Consider the following 20011-nt stretch of genomic DNA (forward strand, 5'->3'; position numbering starts at 1 on the left):
CAACACCATTGAACACAGGTGACAAATGACAATCGATCCGAGCGTGCTCGGCAATGGCCTGGGACACGAGCCCGAATGGACCGCGACCGTCGTCGGGCATCACCGGCTGCGCCATGATCTGGCGGTGATCCGCCTCATCGGCGAATTCGTGCCGTTCACGGCGGGGCAATCCGTCGAGGTGCAGGTGCCGCGATTGCCGGGGCTGCGGCGCAGGCTGTCCCCCGCGCTGCCGCCCTCACTGGACGGCAAACTGGAATTCCACGTGCGCACCGTGCCGGGCGGCTGGTGCAGCGGATCGATCGTCGCCGAGACCGCGCCCGGTGACGAATGGCGCATCGCCGCACCGCTGGGCACCTTCCTCATCGATGCGGCGGGGCCGGATGTGGTGATGGTGGCGGGCGGAACCGGCCTGGCCCCGATGCGGGCGCAGATCCTGGAATTGGCACGCAAACCGCGACAACCGAATACCTATCTGTTCCTCGGCGGGCGCTCGCCGCGCGACCTGTACGCGGCCGATATGCTCGTGCTGCTCGCCGAGGAATTGCCTTGGCTCACCGTGATTCCCGTGGTGGAGTCGCAGGACGATCCGCACTGGGCCGACGAATGGTACGAGCGCGCGCGCGTCGATGTCGGCTTCGCGGAGGACGAACTGCTGCTCGGCACCCTCGCCGAGGTGGTCGGCTCGCACGGCGCGTTCGACGATCACCAGGTGTTCGTCTGCGGGTCCCCCGCCATGACGAGGGCAACCGTCGACCGCCTGATCGCGACCGGCACTCCCCCGGAACTGATTCAGTACGAGGGGATTTAGAACAGCGGGTCGTGGCGGATGTTCTTCGCCGGGGTGCCCGCGGCCATCAATCGGAACTTGGTGGTCTGCACCATCGAAGGCGATCCGGCGATCTGCACATCCCGATCCGACCAGGGACCCGCGGCGGCGACCACCTTCCCGATCTGCCCGGTGATCCGGGGTTCGAGTCCGGGCGGATCGGGTCGCAGCGCATCGGAATCCGAGTACCACCACGGGTTTTCCGCGCTCTCGGCGACCGGTGTGACGGTGAGCCACTTATTGGCGGCGGCCAACCGGCCGAGCAGCGGCAGGTCGTAGAGGTCGCACGGGTGGTGGCCGCCGACGAACAGGTGCACCTTCGGATTGGCCCGCCGCCGCGCCATCGCGATCAATTGCGCGCGCAGCGGGGCGATTCCGGTGCCGCAGCCGACCATGAGCAGTCTGCGCTTGGTGTTGCGCGGGACGCCGAGGCCGCCGAGCGGGGAGCCGAGCAGCCACTGTTCGCCGACCTCGGCGCGACCCACGATGGCCGGGCTGACCCAGCCGCCGAGGACGCCGCGAATGTGGAATTCGATCTCGCCCTCCGGACCGGCGGGTACGGCCGGTGAGAGATAGCGCCACATGCGGGGACGCCCCGGAATCTGCACGCTGAGATATTGGCCCGCGGCGTACCGCATCGGCTGATCCAGGCGCAGTCGCACGATCGACAGATTGCGCAGCACATCGCGGCGCTCGAGCACCGTACCGGTCCAGACCGCCGGGGTGGCCTCCTGCTCGGCCGCGCCGATCATGGTGTCGCCGATGATGGTCAGGCCCGCGTCCCAGGCGCGGTCCACCTCGTCGGTCCACATCTCGCTGCCCGCGAAGGCGCGGATGGCGGATTTGAGCGCGACGGCGACGGCCAGGTAGTGCGCACGCTGCACCCCGTATTTTCGGTGGTCGCGGCCCAATTGGGCGAGGAAGGGCAGGAGTTCGTCGGGCTCCTCCAGCCGGTCGAGCGCGTAGGCGATGGCCTTGACCAATCTGTCGCGCTGGATATCCATCGCGGCCGGGAATAGTTCGCGCAGGTGCGGATGGGCGGTGAAAAGGATCGCGTAGAAGGATCTGGCCAGGCGCTGCGTGCCGTCCTCTGTCGCGGCGACCGCCTTGAACGTGGTCCGAATCAAAGCGACGGTCCGCGAATCCATGTGCGCTACAACCCCATTTCGCATCGAACACAAAACTGTGCCGGCGAGTGTGGGTGCTGCGGACACTCGACAGCAGCCGTTGCCACCGAGTGTAGGGGAGGTTTGCCGGTAGCGGAATGCTCGATCCGAACCTTGCCGGTGTAATTCGATGGTGATACGAGAGAACCCGGTGTTAAACAAACTGAAAGATCGTTATCTAGCACGAGATCGGGTGTTCGAAGCATGAATTCGACTGCCCCACTATGCAAGACTCATGCGGAATCATCAATTATAGCTATCATCTAGCAATCTCAATGACTCGGCGTATTTCACCGCATCATCGCGGCGCCGACCCCTACTGTCGAACATTCGCGAGGCCACTCGGCAATCTCGATACCGAACGGAATGTTCCGAGTGTCGAATAGCGGCTGATACCAGGCCGATTCGCGCGAACCCGGACCGATTCGACCCATAACACGATCATCCGACCACCGCCCGGCAACGGGTTTGCCGACCGGTGTCGGACGCGGTTGCGACACATTTCCCGGCCGAAAACGCCAACGGGCCTCGGGAATCCGCTCCTGACGAAGCGGCCCCGAGGCCCGAAGTGCCTACCGAGGCTCAGGTACGGCGATTACGCGGCTGCCACACCACCAGCGCGGTACTGCGCTGCGGAACCGGATGATAGGCCGTGCGAAGCCGATCCAACTCGGCGCGGGCCTCGATCAACTGCTCGCGAAGCGCCTCCACCTCATTGGTCAGATCGATAATGCGTTTGATGCCTGCGAGATTGACGCCCTCGTCCTGGGACAGCCGCTGCACCTCGCGCAGCAACTCCACATCCCTGGTCGAATAGCGCCGCCCGCCGCCCGAAGTGCGTTGCGGCGTCACCAAACCCAGGCGGTCATAGGTGCGCAGCGTCTGCGCGTGCATACCCGCCAACTGAGCCGCCACCGAGATCATGAAGAACTCGGCCCGCGACGGCCCACCGGCCGCCTGGTTCGGATCTGTGGACATCACGCACCTGCCCATCCCGCACGGGGATCGAACCCACTGGCCTGCTCGGCCTGTGCGTAGTTCTGCAACGATTCGGTGGCCGCCTCGTCGAGCTTCTGCGGAACGGCCACCTTCACCGTCACCAGCAGATCACCCGCACCGCCACCGCGCTTGGGCACACCGCGCCCACGCACCCGCAGAATGCGGCCGTCGGCCGTGCCCGGCGGCACCTTGACCCCCACCCGACCCTCCAGGGTCGGCACGGAAACCGTGGTGCCCAACACCAATTCGGCGTAGCTCACCGGCAGCACCAGGGTCAGATCGTCGCCATTGCGGCCGAAGACCTTGTCCTGGTTGACATGCACCGTAACGAACAGATCACCCGACGGCGCGCCGCGCAGACCCGCCTCGCCCTGACCCGCCAACCGGATCCGCTGCCCGTCACCCACGCCCGGCGGAATCCGGACGGTGATGGTGCGGGTGCGGTTCTGGATGCCGCTGCCGGTGCAATCGACACACGGGTCGTCGATGATCGAACCGCTGCCGCGACATTCGTCACACGGCTCGCTGAACCCGAACGCGCCCTGATTGCGGCTGATCACGCCCGCGCCATTGCAGATCGGACACACTCTCGGGCTGGTGCCCGGCTTCGCGCCGCTGCCATGACAGGTGGTGCACGGCGAGGGGCTCGTCATCCGCAGCGGCACCGTGACACCCTGGGCCGCCTCGCGGAAGCCCAGTGTGGTCTCGGTCTCCACATCGGCGCCGCGCCGCGGCCGACCACCGGCGGTGCGGGTGCCGCCCCGGTTGAACAGGCCACCGAGCAGATCGCCCAGGCCGCCGTCGCCCGCCTGCGCGCCACCGAAGATATCGCCGAGATTGAACTCGCTGGAGAACCCGCCGCCGGGACCGGGAGTGAAGCCACCCCCGGTGCGCGGATACCCGCCCGCGAACAGCTTGCGGGTCTCGTCGTACTCCTTGCGCTTGGCCGGATCCGACAGCACGGCATGCGCCTCGCTGACGGCCTTGAAACGCTCCTCGGCCTGCGTATCACCCGGATTGGCATCGGGATGCAGATCCCGCGCCAGCTTGCGGTACGCCTTCTTGATCTCGTCCTGCGAGGCGCTGGAGGAGACGCCCAGCTCCTTGTAGAAGTCCTTTTCGATCCACTCCCGCTGACTCACCGAGCATCTCCTCCTCTCGCAGTGGGGGAATTATTCGTGGGGTACGTCGGCATCACCGGATGCCTCTGTCTGTGCGGTGGCCAGATCGGCAGCCTGCGCCATATCCGCCACACCGTCTGTCACCCCGACGAGCGCGTGCCGCAGCACCCGCTCCCCGAGGCGGTACCCCTTGCGCATGACCAGGCCGAGCACCGGATCGTGACCGGAGCCCTCGTGCTGCACGGCCTCGTGCAGGGTCGGATCGAAGGGCTCACCCTCCGCGCCGAACTGCTCGAGACCCTGCTTGCGCAGCGCGTCGGCCAGTTTGTCGGCCACGCCGCGCAGCGGGCCGGACTCCAGATCGCCATGGGCGCGGGCCCGGTCCAGATCGTCGAGCACACCCAGCAATTCCGAGACCACCGCGGCCTTCGCCGAGTCGACGGCGGCCTTGCGGTCGCGTTCGACGCGGCGACGGTAATTGGTGTATTCGGCGGTCAGGCGCTGCAGGTCGGCGGTGCGCTCGGCGAGTTCACCGGACTCGGCTTCGGCCGGTATCTCGATCTCCGGGGCGGCCGAGCCGTTCTCGGCCGCCTGCTCCCGGATCTCGCCCGTGTCGGGATCAATCCTGCGATTGTCGACCACGGTGATCGGCTCCTGTTCGGAGTGGCCCTGTGTCACTTCTTCTCCGTGTCGACCGGTTCGTCCACGACCTCGGCATCCACCACCTGGTCATCGGCGGCGGCCGAAGCCGCGGCGCCGTTGCCCGAGGCCGCCGACTCCTTGGCCGACGCCTCGTAGATGGCCTGCCCCAGCGCCTGCGACTCGGTGGCCAACTTCTCCACCGCCGCCTTCACCTTGGCGATATCGGTGCCCTTCAGGGCCTCCTTCGCCTCGGTGACCGCCGCCTCGACCTTGGTCTTCACCTCGGCCGGGACCTTGTCCTCGTTGTCCTTGACGAACTTCTCGGTCTGGTGCACCAGCGATTCGGCCTGGTTGCGGGTCTCCGCCTCCTCGCGCCGCGCCTTGTCCTCGGCGGCGTGCTGCTCGGCGTCCTTGACCATCCGGTCGATCTCCTCCTTGGACAGGCCGGAGCCGTCCTGGATCTTGATCGTGTTCTCCTTGCCGGTGCCCTTGTCCTTCGCGGTCACGTGCACGATGCCATTGGCGTCGATATCGAAGGTGACCTCGATCTGCGGCACACCGCGCGGAGCCGGCGGGATACCCGTCAGCTCGAAGGAGCCCAGCAGCTTGTTGTGCGAGGCGATCTCGCGCTCGCCCTGGAACACCTGGATCTGCACCGAGGGCTGATTGTCATCGGCGGTGGTGAAGGTCTCCGAACGCTTGGTCGGAATGGTGGTGTTGCGCTCGATGAGCTTGGTCATCACGCCACCCTTGGTCTCGATACCCAGCGACAGCGGGGTCACATCGAGCAGCAGGACGTCCTTGACCTCACCCTTGAGCACACCGGCCTGCAGGGCCGCGCCGACCGCGACGACCTCGTCCGGATTCACGCCCTTGTTGGGCTCCTTGCCGCCGGTCAGTTCGCGCACCAGATCGGTGACGGCGGGCATGCGGGTGGAACCGCCGACCAGCACGACATGATCGATATCGGACACCTTGATGCCCGCGTCCTTGATGACGGACTGGAAGGGCGCGCGGGTGCGATCCAGCAGATCGGAGGTGATCTTCTGGAATTCGGCCCGGGTCAACTGCTCGTCGAGGAACAGCGGGTTCTTGTCCGCGTCGACGGTGATGTAGGGCAGGTTGATCGAGGTGCTCTGGCTCGACGACAGCTCGATCTTGGCCTTCTCGGCGGCCTCGCGCAGCCGCTGCATCGCCATCTTGTCCTTGGTCAGGTCGATGCCGCTGGTGCCCTTGAACTTGTCGACCAGCCACTGCACGACCCGCTCGTCCCAGTCGTCGCCACCGAGGTGGTTGTCACCGGAGGTGGCGCGGACCTCGACGACGCCCTCGCCGATCTCGAGCAGCGAGACGTCGAAGGTGCCGCCGCCCAGGTCGAAGACCAGGATGGTCTGCTCTTTGTCGCCCTTGTCCAGGCCGTAGGCCAGGGCCGCGGCGGTGGGCTCGTTGACGATGCGCAGGACGTTCAGGCCCGCGATCTGCCCGGCCTCCTTGGTGGCCTGCCGCTGGGCGTCCTCGAAGTAGGCGGGGACGGTGATGACCGCGTCGGTGATCTCCTCACCGAGGTAGGCCTCCGCGTCGCGCTTGAGCTTCATCAGCACCCGCGCGGAGATCTCCTGCGGGGTGTACTTCTTGCCGTCGATGTCGACGGACCAGTCGGTGCCGATGTGCCGCTTGACCGAGCGAATGGTGCGGTCGACATTGGTGACCGCTTGATTCTTGGCCGGTTGCCCGACCAGGACCTCACCGTTCTTCGCGAAGGCGACGACCGACGGGGTGGTGCGCGATCCCTCCGAATTGGCGACCACTACCGGCTCGCCGCCCTCCAGGACGGCTACGACCGAGTTCGTGGTCCCGAGGTCGATTCCGACCGCACGAGCCATGGTTCCTCCTAAGTATTGACCTGAACAATCTGTGTCGGTGCGGGGCGATCCGTCCGGACGGCCCGCTCACGAGACCTCGCCCCAAGCACCTCGCGGAGCACGGTCCCAGCAACGCTGAGCGTGGTCGGCTCAATCCTGCCTCCGCACCGGGCGGGAGTCAACCTGAAACTTGAGTCGAATCCACTCAACCTTGTCGGAACGCTCAACGGACGACCCGCGCGAATAATTCCCGTGACTATTCGGCGAGCAGATCCAGTGCGCCCTCCGCACTGCGGGCGGCGGTCAGACAGGCCGCCGTCGTCAATTGGTCGGCCAGCGGATGGCGGGCGCGTGTGCGCCACTTGCGCACGGCAGCCACCGCGCGCTCGCGCTGCACGGCCGGTGCGGCATCGGCGGGTAGGCCCAGGCGCAGATGGGTCGCGATACCCGCGCCGCCGATGAGGCGGTGCAATTCGGTCATATCATCGGCGGGCAGGATCAGCTCGGCGGTGCGCAACCGACCCAGTAGGCGCAATTCGGCAAAACCGTGCACATCGGCGAGCAGGGTGCGCACCTGCGGCAGCAACTCATCGGCGACCGGGCCGGGATGGGCGGTCAACACCGCGGCGACCGTATTCAGGGCGGAATGGGCCTTCAATTGGTCCGCGCGCTGGGCGAATTGGACATCGAGCACCGAACGCAGCTCGTCGATGCCACTGCGTGCGGTCAATTCGGTGGCCAGCGTGGCGGAATCGCGCACACCCAACCGGATCAGCGCGATCGCCACCCGAATCCCGAACAGCCCGAAGCGATCCGCCAACTGCGCCCGCAACTCGGGGTCGACCGGCAGCCGAATATCGGGCCGGGCGAAACGATCCGCCGACAGAAGGGCGACCGACAACTCCTCGACCGGGACCGAGGCCAGCGCCTCGAACGCGGCGAACTCCTGCTGACGCAGCGTCGCCGCGGCGAAAGCCAGCAGACCGGCCACCGGGATCACCGCCTGGCACAGGCCCGTTCGGCCCAACTCCGCGGCGAAGCGCACCGCTTTCTCATTGGCCGAATGCAGCGCGTCTATACGCCCGGCGCCGAGTTCGTCCGCCCGCGAGATCACCCCGACCACACCCAGCGGGCCGCCCGCGCCCGGACCGGCGGCGATGCGCTCGAGCATGGTGATATCGGCGGTGTCGAGGCGACGCAGCAGATACACGACCGCGTCCGCGCCCGGCACCGTCGCATCGGTGAGCAGGCGTTCGGTGCGGTGCGAAATACTGTGCGAGAGCGAGGAAGTGCCCGGAGTGTCGATAATCGTGGTCTGCGCCAGGGCGGCGGCGGGCCACTCCACCTCGAGGTGATCGACCTCGTGCGGACCCGGTCGGGGACGCCACGCGAGTCGGGTCAGCTCGAAACTCAGGCCGCCCGCACCGCGCCGGACCACCACATTCGCCCGATCCCCGTCCGGGGCGTACGCGGTGACGCTCGGTGTCGAACCGTAGCGGTACCGGGTCACGATCCTGGTGCACTCGGTCGCATCCGTGGGCGCGATATCCTGTCCGACAAGGGAATTCAGCAGCGTCGACTTGCCCGCCTTCAACGAGCCCGCCAGCGCGACCCGCAGCGGCTGATCCAACCGCCGCGCGCACCGCTCGAGCGCCGCACTCGGCCCCGGTTGCCCGGCGAACACCTGCCGCGCCGCCGCCACCAGCCGATGCGCCTGCGCCACGACACCCGGCGACCGCTCCGGCTCGGCTCTCATCCGCTCAACCTTCGTCACTCATCCATGGTCAACACCCTCCCCGTGCGGGCCGCCGACCACCGGCGCGACGCGTTCGCGCGCGCCGCCGGACGATACCGCGACCTGCGCCCCGACCGCAGCCCCCACCCCGAACTCGGTGCGTGTGACCTGCCGTGGCGACGGATCGACCGCACCGTTGCGATCTATCACCTGCGCCTCGATCCGCGGCGACATCGCACCGCCGACCCCGGCGGTGCGGCTGGAGTGCTCGAGCGCGGGGGTTTCGTAGGCACCCATCGAGGCGGCGAAGCGGCGCAGGGCGGCGACGGTGTGGAGTTGGCGTTCGAGGAGGGTGATGCGCTCGGCGCGGCGGGCGGCCGCCATGGTGGCGGCCTCTTGGGCGGCGCGCAGGGAATCGTCGATCGAGCGCAGCCCGCGTTCGGCGACGCCGGTGAAATGGTCGCGCAGGGCGCGATGGATGCGGTGCAGGCGGTCCTTGGATTCCTTGCCCGCCTGGAAGGCGACATCGTCGAGGAAGCGGCGGACGGCCTGCTTGGCCTCGGCGCGTCTGCGCAGCAGCCTCGCATGCTGCTCGTCGCGGAATGCTTTGCCGCCCAAGATGACTCCGGCACCGATGGAGATGGGGTTGAGCATGGCGAGGCCCGCGAGGGTGCTCGCGAGACCGACCATGAGCACGCCGCCGTATGAGCCGCGCATGCCGATCAGCACCTTGCTCACCAGGCCGATATCCGGCTCCAATGCGGCCAAAGTTCCCGCACCCGAGCGACTTTCCGCGATCTGCGCCTCGGGGTCCACATCGGGGAGTTCGACCGCACCGATCTCGGCGAAATGCGCGGCCACCCTCTCCGCCAACCGGACACCCCTGGCGTGCACGATGAGCAGATTATCACCCAGCGCGAGATCAATTGTGCCGCTGAGCCATTCGGCGATTCGCTCCCAGTGCCTACCCGGATCGTTGGCATCGATCCATTCGTCGGCAGCGGCGGCGATACCGCGAAGACGTTCCCGCAGATCGTGATCGACATCGCCCGCCAGGTCGGTGATGCCGTCGGCGAGCGTCTGCTGCCACGCGGCGGCGCGCCGCTGCAATTGTTCGGCCGCGCTCTTGGCCGACCGGAGTTCACGCACCGCCGCCGCACCCTGCCCCGGATCGCGCAGCGCCACCAGTTCACTGCCGAGTGCGAGCGCCAAATGCTCGGCCGCCGAATGGATATCACGCGCCACGGCGGCTCGGGTCGCCACCACATCGCGCGCCAGGACCTGCTCGCGCAGATAGTCGTACAGCGGACCGAATCCGGATTCCCGGCCCAATTGCGGATCCTGCGAGCGCATCGCGTGCTCGCGCAATGACGCCGACACCGGCAGAACCGACACCTCCAGATTCGCCCGCGCCAAGTGCCCCCGGTCCGCCGCACAGACCTGCCGCCAATGCGGGTACAGATCGATCTTCCCGAGCAACAGCGCGGTCGCCGGACACAACTCACGCACCTGACGCAGCAACGCGAGTTCCGGTTCGGTCAACTCCGTCGACGCATCCGAGACCACCAGCACCGCGTCCGCCGCCGAGGCCAACCCGAGCACCGTTGCCGCACCGGTACTTCCGTGCCCACCAACCCCCGGCGTATCGATCAGCACAATCCCGTCGGCCAGCAGCGGATTCGGCAACCGAACCTCGAGCCGAACAATGTGGCGCCCCCGCGCATGCGGCGACCGCGCCGAGACACTCCCGATCTCCTCGATCGGCACCGCGACCCTGATCTGCCCGCCGGTCGCATCGGCCGCCGCCAACACCAACTCCGCCGCGGGCCGCACCCCATGGGACAGCAGCGTGGTCACCGTCGTGGTCGCGTCATCCCCAACCGGGCAGATATCCACATTCAACAGCGCATTGATGAACCGACTCTTCCCCTGATCCACCAACCCGGCCACCACGATCCGCCGCCGCGGATCCCGAACCCGCTCCCCCGCAGCCACCAAACTCTCCACCAAATCCCCCCGCCCGGCCCCCCGAGCCACCCCGATAGCCTCCTCGAGCGCCGCCGACAGCGCTCCCGCCGAACCCCCAGCCGAAGCCCCCATCACGCCCTCTTCCACTTCAGATCAATTCAACTCGGTGCTGACATCGGTCGGTTCATTCGCACCACCCGCAATCCAAAGCCGTCGTCCTATCCACCGATCCGGCACTGTGCTCACTCATTTCAATGCAGTTCGAATCCGCCGTGCCCTTGCCCACCACCGCCGATCTCGCCGCCCGCGTGCGCATCCCCGTGCACCCCGCCGTGCACACCCGTATCCAACCCGGACCCGAACGCACTCGAAACATCCACCGCGGACCAGGTATTCGCGGCCGCGTCGATGGTCGATGCCACACCCGTGTGCAATCCGCCCCCAATCCCGGCCCCGGTATCCACAACCCCGTGTGCGGCGCCGCCCACACCGGCCCCGCCGAACGCTCCACCTGCGGCACCGACGGCGGAACTCAGGCCCGAGCCGAGATCGGCTCCACCGTGGATCGCCCCGCCAATTGCGCCGGACGTTCCGGATTCCAGCCCTGCCCCCACTTGCGCACGACCGTCGACACCCGCGCCGAAAGCCGATGCGAGACCTGTCCCCAGGTGCGCACCGCTGTCGATACCCCCACCGATCCCACTGGAGATTCCCGCTCCCAAACCAGTTCCACCGTGCACACCGGTATCCACCGCCCCGCCAATACCTGTGGACAACCCGGTTTCCACACCACCGGCAACCCCCGATGCCGCGTGCAGACCGCTATCCACAGCACCTGCGACATCTGCGGATACCCCGGTCCCGAAAGCACTCCCGACCTGCGCGCCTGCACCGAGTCCGCTCGAAAGGCCGGTATCGAGACCAGAACCGGCCTGTACACCGCCGCCGATCGCACTCGACAGCCCACTCGAGACATGGCCGCTCACACCGGCTCCGGTATCCACAGCGCCGTGCAGACCGTCCGACAAGCTGCCACCAGCCTGTGCACCAACATTCGCTGCACCCTGGAGCCCTGTGGACAAGTCGGCGCCTATCTGCCCGGCAGCCTGGATTCCGGACGAAACTCCGGTGTCGAACTGGGTGGCGGCAGTGGTCGCGCCCTGCAGACCGGTCGACAGATCAGCGCCGAGGCGGGCTCCGGCATCCACAACGCCTTGCAGCCCTGTGGACAGACCGATAGCTGCCTCTTGCATGCCGCTGGAGAGATAGGCGCCGGTATCCACAGCGCCCTGCGAGCCGATGCCGATATGGGCACCGGTGTTCACGGCGCCCTGAATGCCTGTGGCGAGATCGCCTCCGGTCTGGATGCCCGTGTTCAGGTCGCCGCCGAACTGCGCCGCGGTGTTCACCGCGCCGAGAACGCCTGCCGACAGGCCGGTGGCGAGGGACGTTTCGAGGCCGCTGACGGCTTGGGCGCCCAGGCCGAGAGCACCGTTGAGGCCCGCAGCGAGGTTCGCGCCCGCTTGGGAGAAGCCGTCGAGGCCGAGATCGGCCGCGGTGTGCAGGCCGCTGCCGATGGTCGAGTTCAGGTCGAGACCGGTTCCCGCCTCGGCCGCCGCGCCGGTTTGGACAGCCGCGCCCAGATCGAGCCCCGCGCTCGAGCCGAGCCCGACGCTGGAATTGAGGCCCGCGGTGGAGTTGAGGCCCGCGGTGGAGTTGAGGCCCGCGGTGGAATCGGCGCCAACGCCGACACCCGCACCGACGCCGAGGCCCGCACCAGCACCGACGCCCGCGCCGGCCGCGACGATGGCCGACAGTTGGGAACCTCCGGCGATGAGGGCGGATTCGGCGACCATCGGCGCGACCGCGGCGATGTCCTCGGGGGTGACGGCGCCGAGTCCGGCGGTGGCGAGCGCCTCGGTGGGATTGGCGCAGTACCCGACGGCGGCATCGGGATGGCGCAGCAGGTTGAGGATGAACTCCAGAATCGCGTTGGGTGTCACCGAGAATCATCTCCTCCACAGGGGCGGACCAACCCGATCCGCTGTCGTTGAAATGAATTTCACGCTAGGTAGCCGGCTCGTTACGGCGAAACGGGGTGCACCCCTACTCCCCGTCGGATGCGGCGGTTAGGGACGCGGTTGGGATTAGGGGAATTTCCCCGAACCCACCCCCAATCGGTAACGGCGGCCCCCCAGCAACCGACAGATGTGTACGGGTCGAACGACCGACCAGGCCGTTCCGTACTACACAGCGACCACCGGACCACACAGTTCTCGAACGGGGTTCTCGTAATGACAGAGCGTCTGGCGCTCGGCATCACTGTCGGAGCGTCGAATTCGGTTGCCGTGGCGGCCGCGGGGGAGGGCGATGGCGAGACCGGTCCGGCGCGCGGCGGTACGGTCCGCGTCCGTCCGAGCGCACTGAGCCTGACCTCCGGCACCCCCGCTCTGGTCGCCCCGACGGGCGCCGCCGTGGTGGCGGACTTCCTGCACCGGGTGGGCGATCCGGTGGATATCCGCACCGACGACGGCCGCGCCTATCGCGCCGCCGACCTGGTCGCCACCACCGTGACCTGCCTGATCGACGAAATGACAAGGCGCACCGGATATTCCGCATCCACGGCCGTGGTCTGCCATCCGGCGTGGTGGTCGCGCCACACCGTCGAGGCGCAGCGGACCGCCCTGGCGGAGGCGGGTCTCGACGAGGTCACCCTGGTCCCGGAGCCTGCGGCGGCGCTGCGCTGGCTGGCCGCCGCGCACGGCCCCCTCGAGGATGGCGCGACGGCGGTCTACGATCTCGGCGCGTCCGGCCTGACGATCTCGGTGCTGCGCACCGGCGAACAGTCGGGTCCACTCGGTGCACCGCTGCGCAGCACCGACATCGCCGGGTCCGAATTCGATCTGCTCACCATGCGCTATGTGCTGGCTAATGCGATGGGCGGAAATGATTTCGACCCGTTCGATCCGGCCCTGGAACGCGAATTGTCCGCTTTGCGGGCAAGATGCCGGAATGCGAAGGAAGAGCTTTCCATAAATACCGCGACCGTGGTTCCGGTGCGGTTGGGCGGGGGCGCCGAGCAGATCCGCCTGGTCCGCGACGAGCTCGAGGAGATGCTGCGCGGACCATTGTCGGCCGGCGCCGATCTGCTGCGCGAGGCGGTGCACCGCGCCGGATTGGGCATCGGCGACATCGATCGCGTATTGCTCACCGGCGGCGGCGGATCCATACCGCTGGTGGCCGAACTGATCTCGAGCGAATTCGGTCTCGAGGTCGTCGCCGCACCGCAGCCCGCGCAGACCTCCGCCCGCGGCGCGGCCCTGCTCGCCGCCGACCTGGCGACGGCCGCGCGGACCGACGCCCTGCCCGCCGCGCTCGCCATCGAACCCGCAGTCGAACCGGAAGCCACTCGGTTCCAGCCACTTTCCCGCGAGCCGCGGTTGCCCGAGACCCCGCAGCGCCGTCGCCGACTCACCACCAGGCAGCGGGCCGCCATTGTCGCGGGTGCGGCCGTCGCCATCGGCGTGCTGACCACGGGCACCCTCGCGGTCGGCACCGGCGCCCAATCCGGCCCGAATCCCATTCCCGTCGCGCGGAATACGACACCCGCACCGGACGGCGCCCGGGTCGCGGCGACCAGTCCGACTCCGAATGAGCCCGACCGGAATCCGGATCCGATGACAGCGGGAAGTCCGAGACCGAATGTCACACAGCCGGTCTCCACATCCGATCGGACTGTCGTTGTGCCCGCGAACAATCCACAACCATCCACAGCCGCCGATCCTGGTGCTCGAGATCCATCCACAAGTGAGCAGTCCCCACCTGCCAATCCACCGCCGAATCCCCGGCCCAACCCGGCACCCAATCCCCAGCCCAACCCGGCTCCGAATCCTCAGCCCAACCCGGCTCCGAATCCCCAACCCCCGTATCTGCCGCCTGCGCCCCCACCCCCGCCGACCCTGCCCTCCCCGCCGACGCTGCCACCGGTGCAGAATCCGGTCGATCCGGGCAGCATGTTTCCCTCCGGCCTGCGCGTGCCGCCCGTGATTCCGGGAGGCAACGGTGGCTGAGTTCGCCTTCGAGACCCTCCCCTCGGCCCGCGAGATCTTCCGCGAATTGGACAGCGCCGACCACGAACCCGCGATATGCCTGATCCGTGGACGCTCCGGCACCGGCAAGTCCACCCTGCTCGGCGCGATCCGCAACCGCCTGCGCGAGGGCGGCCTGGTGACTCGCGACACCCCGTTCGAGGCGGGCAGGACCGCCGACCAGGCGCTGGTTGTTGACAATGCCCACACGCTGACCGCGGCCGAACTCCAATCCCTGTGCGCCACCGTGGAATCGGGCACGACGACGGTGATAGTCGCGAGCAGGCCGCGCCCGCACCAGCCAACCCTGCGCGCCCTGGCCGAGGCGGTGGCGCGGCGCGGCCGGGTGGTGGACCTGCGTCCGCTCGGCATCGCCGATATCGCCCCGTTCGCCAGGGAACTCGGCATGACGGTGCCGCGTCCGGTGGCCCAACACATCCATCGCCAGACCGACGGTATTCGCGGCGGTGTGGTCGCCGCGCTGACGGCCGCCTGCTCGACCCGACTCGACGCGGGCATCCGCGCCGTCGACGCGGCCGTGCGCGCCTGGACCCGCACCGTCCTCGACGACACCGAACCCGATCTGCTGGAGACCCTCGTCATCGCCACGACCGGCGCGGGCCTCGACGCGGGCGAGCTCACCGAGGTGCTCGGCGTGGAATCCGGTGTGGCGCAGGACCTCATCGATCGCGCCAGGGCCTGCGCACTGGTCACCGACGCCGATCTACTGCTGGCCCCCGCCGTCGCACCGCTGCGCACCCTGCTCGGCGAGCGCCGCTTCGTCGGCGTGCAGCGCAGGTTGCTGGCCGCGCGCCTCGACGCGGGTCTGCTGCGCGACAACACCGCGCTGCTGCTCGCCGAATCCGGGGTCCGAGACCGCCGACTCGCCGAATTCCTCACCGCCACAGCGGAGAAAGCGGGCCGCGACGCGGCGCGCTACTACGCGGCCGCAGCCGCGGCGGGTGCCGCCCCCGACGAGATCGCGCTGCGCTGGGCCGAGGCCGCCGCGCGCATCGGCGACGGCGCGACAGCCATGCGCCTGGCCGAACCGATGCTCGCCCGTCGCGATGTCCCCACACCGGATCTCGCCGCCGCCGTGCGCATCTGCGCGGCGGTACTGACCCGCCGCGGCCTCGTCGACCGCGCCGCCCAGCTCTACACCTGGCTCGGCCCGAACCGCGTCGGCGCGGACTGGGCGGTCGGCGCCACCGTCCTCTCCCTGGCAGGCGACCGCACCGGCGCCCAGACCCTATCCACCTACGCCGGTCACTGGCCCCCCACCGCCGCCACCGCACAAGCCGGTCTCATCGCCACCGCATTGGCCCGCACCATAGGCGAAACCACCGATGCGTCCGGCACTCTCGGCGTGCCGGAGTCAGGCGGCAGGAATGGTCTGCCGCCTCGAGCCAACGGCCGAGACCGCGTGCCGACACCGGCCGTCGGCGGCAACGGAACACCACGACCAACCGTGCGCGATGGCGCCGCAGGGCGATCCGGCGGCGAGCCAACCGGTTTCACCACGGCCAACCCGCGTTCCCTCGGCGGAACAAACACCGCCGCAACGCGATCGACAACCGAGCCAACCGGGTTCACCACGGCCATGCCTGCCATCAACCCGCACCCGATCGGCGACACGACACGGGCCGGCAACGAACCCACCGGCTTCACCACAGCCATGCCCGCGATCAGCCGAGACCCCTCGCGCCGCTTCGACGGCACGAACGCATCCGGCGGCGCCACGAGTTTCGCGACCGCCGGGCAGTCCATCAACCACTTCCCAGCCCGCCCCCTCGGCGAAACAAACACCACCGCAGCCATTTCCGCGCTGATCCAAGCGACCCACGCCGACGCGAGCGTCGGTCTGTTCCTCCCCGTCACCGCCGTCGCCACGGCGACCCTGCTGTGTCTGAGCGTCGGTGCACCGCACCGCGCCGAGGACGCGCTGCGTCGGGCGACGGCGAATGGCGCGCGGTCACCAGGGGTTCAGGTGCTCATCGCCTGGACCGCCATGCTCGGCGGCGACGAGCAATCCGCTGCGGCGGCACTGGCCGCTCTCGACCCGAATGCCCTCGATATCCGCGATCAACTGCTGGCTCACGCGGTAGCGGTGGGGTTGGCGCGGCGCGGCGGGGACCATGCGGCGCTGGTTCGCGCGTGGCAGGCGGCCTGTCCACTGTTCGACGACGTGAACGCCGATCTGTTGGCCCTGCTGCCGATCGGCGAACTGTGGTTGGCGGGTATCCGGCTGCGCGATGAGCGCCGCATCGCCCCGCTGGTCGATGCGGCGCTGGCACTGCTGCGTCGCCTCGGTGATCCGCCCGCCTGGGCCAATGCCTTCCACTGGTACGGGGTGCAGGCCGCCATCGCGCACGAGAGTCCGCAGGAGTTGCTGCCGCACGCGCACGCGCTGCGCGCCGCCGCCGAGGCGGGGGATCGGCACGCGACCCTGTTGGCGGCGGCGGGTCGGACCTGGGTGCTGGTGTTGCGCGGTCAGGTCGACGCCGCGGCGGTGCGGGCGGCGGTGGCTCAATTGAGCGAGATCGGTCTCACCTGGGACGCGGCCCGGTTGGCCAGCGAGTCGGCGCTGGCCGCCGCGGATTCCGCGACCGCGACCGTGCTGCTCAAACTGGCCAGAACGGTGCGGGCCGAGGCGCGACCGATGCAGCGCCCGGTTCCGGCGGCGACCGCACCCGAACCCGCACCGCAGGACGGTTCGGTGCTCAGCGAGCGCGAGCGGGAGGTGGCCGAACTCGTTCTGCTCGGCCTGACCTACCGGGAGATCGGCGCGCGGCTGTACATTTCGGCCAAGACGGTCGAGCATCATGTCGCGCGCATTCGGCGGCGGATCGGTGCTCGGTCCCGTTCGGAGTTATTGTCGATGCTCCGCGCCATGGGACACGGCTCGCTGCTGGTGTGAGTTCCCGGCGCGCCGGCCGAAGCGAGGTATTGAGGATGGCCACAGGTGTGGGCCTGCGCATCGCCGAGGATGTGTGCACGGCGTCGATCGTCAGCGACACCGACGAGCCGCGCTACATCGTCCGCGAGTCCGTCCTGCACATGTCCGAGGACGGTGACACGGTTCTCGGTGGACCCAAGCCCGAGGGGTACGGCCATTCGGTCACCGGGTTCGTGCAGGCGATCGGCGATCCGACGGGTATCACCGTGGACGACGGCGAGGCGTATCGGCCGGAGGATCTGGTCGCGACGGCGCTGTACTGCCTGATCAATCTGACGGCGGATCAGTTGGCGGGTTCGGCCGAGTTCTTCGCCGCGCATCCGGCGTCGTGGCCTGCCGAGTACGTGCAGTCCCTGCGCGAGGCCATGGACTATCTGGGCTTGCGCTCGGTGGTGCTGATCAATGAGGGTGATCTGCCGAGCAATACCGATCCGCTGGCCGCGTTGGGCGCGGGCGGTGCGGCCGATATCGGCCAATCCGTGGCCTACGACGCCGCGCGTGCGGCATTGGCCTCGGTCCTGGCGACGCCTGCGGGTGCGACGCCGCCCGATCCGAGCACCGCCGAGAACTCCACCATCGACACCGTGGTCTTCCCCGCGGTGAATACCGAACGCCCGCAGGCGTATTCGGCGGCCATCCCGGTGGCGGGGCCTGCCACCGAGGCCGTCACGGTGGCCGGTGTCCCCGAGGTGCACCCTGCCGAACCGACCCCCGCGCCCACCCCGCGGAAGGGCAGGCGCACCCCGTTCCTGATCGGTATCGCCGCCGCGATCGGCTTGGCACTCGGCGCTTTCGGCGTCGCCATGGTGTTGCGCGCCCGGCACGAGACCCCGGCCCCGCCCATTCGCGACGCCCGCTCCGAGATCTCGGTGACCCCGACTCCCGCGCCGCCGCCCCCACCGCCGACCACCACCGTCGAACCGACCACCACCACGCAACCGCCGCGGGTGTGGACGCCGGATCCGACCACCACCGTCGAGCCGCCGCCGCCACCTCCGCCGCCGCCCACGACGACCACCCCACCGCCCACCACCACGACGACGCCGCCACCGACGACAACCAGGTATCGACCCCCGACCACCACCCGATATCCGCGTCCGCCAATGACTTTCGAGCCTTGGCCGGAATTGCCAGGGGCGCCGCCGTTCCCAATCCCCGGCATGGGATGATTTCACGGCGCCCCGCCCCGGTTTGTGCCTTACAGTGGTCGCACGAATGAGCGGGCACATCGGTGCCGACGAAGGGACTCCATGCGCAAGTTGGTGGCGCGTCGCGCCGCGGTCAAGGCAGCCACGCTCGCCTCGACCGTCATCCTCGCCCCGGTAATCGGAATCGGCCTGGCACAGGCGGATACCGCGACGCCCGCTCAACTGTCGGAATCGAAGCTGCCTCCCGAACTCGTACAGGCCATCTCCCGCGATTTGAAGATGAGCGCGGGCGAGTATCTGAGTCGCGCCGCCAAGGCGCAGCAGCTCAGCGACTACGCGCGCGGATTCCGTTCGGAGCGGCCGGAATCGTATGCGGGCGCCTGGATGGGCACCGACGGCAAGCCCACCATCGCGGTCACCTCAGCCGACGCGGCCAAGATCGCCGCGGCCGACGGCTATCAGACCAAACTGGCCCCGATCTCCGCCGACAATTTGGAAAACTCACTGATGCAACTGAATCAGTGGGTTTCGAGTCTGCCGCGCGAACTCGCCGAGGCCATCAATAATGTGGCGATCGATTTTCTCAATAGCCAACTGGTGGTGAGCCTCGCCAACACCCCCGCCGGACATGTGCTCAATCTCCCCACGCTGATCGCCAATGTGAAGGTCGTCCTCGGCCCCGGTGGCGGCGGCCCGGTGGAGCGCCGCCCGATGGGTGGCGATACCTACATCAGCGCCCCCACCTCGCTCAAGGACGCCTCGCTCAAGGCCGTCGATGTCTGTTCGTTCGGCTTCAACAGCGTGGACGCCGCAGGCAACGCGCTGAATATCAGTGCGGGGCACTGCAATCCGAATCTGGGCAAGGGCGACGGACAGGCCACGGTGTATCTGCCCAATGTCAAGGACGTCGCGTCCAGCCCGGAGTTGGGCACCTTCGTGCACGGCAGGCTCGGCGGTCCGAGCGCGCTGGACTATTCGGTCATCAAGCTCAATGATCGCGCGGTTCGCGCCGGAATGGATCAGCCGTCGGTGCGCGGCGCGAATGGCACCACGCTCTCGGTCACCGGCATCGCCGATCCGGTCACCGGCGCGCCCGTCTGCAAATCCGGCCAATCCTCCACCTTCACCTGTGGTTTCGTGGTGGCCGACAGGGTGGAGACCCAGTTGTTCACCGCCGAGGGCGAGAGCAAGGTGGTGCGCGGGTTCGCCAGTTCGGCCTGCACCCTGGGCGGGGACAGCGGCGGCGCGATCGTCACCGGCACGCTGGCTCTCGGTATCACCAGCGGGTCCAACGCGGCCGACGCTCCCGACTGCAACGAGGCCAATGTGGCGCTCGCCCAGTACGGCGGCACCGCCACGCTGGGTATTCCGATCCGCGCCATCCTCACCGATATCGACGCCGCCGCGGGCGGCGGCCTGGGCAGCGGCATCTCGGTGCGCACCCGTCCCATCGCGAGCTGAAACATATCCATCCACCGGTGTGCCACTCACTCCACAGGT

13 protein-coding genes are annotated in these 20011 nt (G+C 68.6%); 5 read left to right on the forward strand and 8 right to left on the reverse strand.

What is annotated here, in order from left to right; translation table 11 throughout:
• Window positions 1-25: 25 nt before the first annotated feature.
• Window positions 26-808 carry an FAD-binding oxidoreductase gene (locus D5S18_RS10855; RefSeq protein ID WP_120039671.1) on the forward strand — a complete coding sequence of 261 codons (783 nt, stop codon included), beginning with the start codon at window positions 26-28 and terminating at the stop codon, window positions 806-808.
• On the opposite strand, the gene D5S18_RS10860 is transcribed toward D5S18_RS10855, so the two are convergent.
• The 8 genes from D5S18_RS10860 to D5S18_RS10895 form a co-directional block, all read right to left on the reverse strand.
• Window positions 805-1974, reverse strand: coding sequence for an FAD-binding oxidoreductase (locus D5S18_RS10860; RefSeq protein WP_120039672.1), 1170 nt, complete (start codon window positions 1972-1974; stop codon window positions 805-807). The genes D5S18_RS10855 and D5S18_RS10860 overlap by 4 nt on opposite strands.
• 600 nt (window positions 1975-2574) lie before the next feature.
• A complete protein-coding gene (locus tag D5S18_RS10865) occupies window positions 2575-2970 on the reverse strand; it encodes a heat shock protein transcriptional repressor HspR (protein ID WP_120039673.1) in 396 nt (131 codons plus the stop codon).
• Window positions 2970-4133 carry a molecular chaperone DnaJ gene (dnaJ, locus tag D5S18_RS10870; RefSeq protein WP_120039674.1) on the reverse strand — a complete coding sequence of 388 codons (1164 nt, stop codon included), beginning with the start codon at window positions 4131-4133 and terminating at the stop codon, window positions 2970-2972. The genes D5S18_RS10865 and dnaJ overlap by 1 nt, the downstream gene beginning before the upstream one ends.
• Window positions 4134-4163: 30 nt before the next feature.
• A complete protein-coding gene (gene grpE, locus D5S18_RS10875; protein ID WP_120039675.1) occupies window positions 4164-4790 on the reverse strand; it encodes a nucleotide exchange factor GrpE in 627 nt (208 codons plus the stop codon).
• Window positions 4787-6637, reverse strand: coding sequence for a molecular chaperone DnaK (gene dnaK / locus D5S18_RS10880; RefSeq protein WP_120039676.1), 1851 nt, complete (start codon window positions 6635-6637; stop codon window positions 4787-4789). The genes grpE and dnaK overlap by 4 nt, the downstream gene beginning before the upstream one ends.
• A 235-nt stretch (window positions 6638-6872) precedes the next feature.
• Window positions 6873-8372 carry a dynamin family protein gene (locus D5S18_RS10885; RefSeq protein WP_120039677.1) on the reverse strand — a complete coding sequence of 500 codons (1500 nt, stop codon included), beginning with the start codon at window positions 8370-8372 and terminating at the stop codon, window positions 6873-6875.
• An 18-nt stretch (window positions 8373-8390) separates the two neighbouring features.
• Entirely contained in the window at window positions 8391-10451 is a 2061-nt protein-coding gene (locus tag D5S18_RS10890) for a dynamin family protein (RefSeq protein WP_120040562.1), read from the reverse strand.
• 119 nt (window positions 10452-10570) lie between these two features.
• Window positions 10571-12322 carry an IniB N-terminal domain-containing protein gene (locus tag D5S18_RS10895; RefSeq protein ID WP_120039678.1) on the reverse strand — a complete coding sequence of 584 codons (1752 nt, stop codon included), beginning with the start codon at window positions 12320-12322 and terminating at the stop codon, window positions 10571-10573.
• 291 nt (window positions 12323-12613) lie between these two features.
• On the opposite strand from D5S18_RS10895, the gene D5S18_RS36095 reads away from it, so the two are divergent.
• The 4 genes from D5S18_RS36095 (at window position 12614) to D5S18_RS10915 (ending at window position 19972) form a co-directional block, all read left to right on the forward strand.
• Window positions 12614-14389 (forward strand): Hsp70 family protein, encoded by a 1776-nt coding sequence (locus D5S18_RS36095; RefSeq protein ID WP_158607852.1) that lies wholly within the window; start codon window positions 12614-12616, stop codon window positions 14387-14389.
• Window positions 14382-17324 (forward strand): LuxR C-terminal-related transcriptional regulator, encoded by a 2943-nt coding sequence (locus D5S18_RS35630; RefSeq protein WP_239003659.1) that lies wholly within the window; start codon window positions 14382-14384, stop codon window positions 17322-17324. The genes D5S18_RS36095 and D5S18_RS35630 overlap by 8 nt, the downstream gene beginning before the upstream one ends.
• Window positions 17325-17359: 35 nt before the next feature.
• Complete coding sequence (locus D5S18_RS10910) at window positions 17360-18532, forward strand: hypothetical protein (protein ID WP_120039680.1); 1173 nt, start codon at window positions 17360-17362, stop codon at window positions 18530-18532.
• A gap of 81 nt (window positions 18533-18613) precedes the next feature.
• Window positions 18614-19972, forward strand: a complete 1359-nt coding sequence (locus D5S18_RS10915; protein ID WP_120039681.1) for a S1 family peptidase — start codon at window positions 18614-18616, stop codon at window positions 19970-19972.
• The last annotated feature ends 39 nt before the right edge of the window (window positions 19973-20011 follow it).

The sequence above is a fragment of the Nocardia panacis genome, assembly GCF_003598715.1.
In the GTDB taxonomy this organism is placed as follows: domain Bacteria; phylum Actinomycetota; class Actinomycetes; order Mycobacteriales; family Mycobacteriaceae; genus Nocardia; species Nocardia panacis.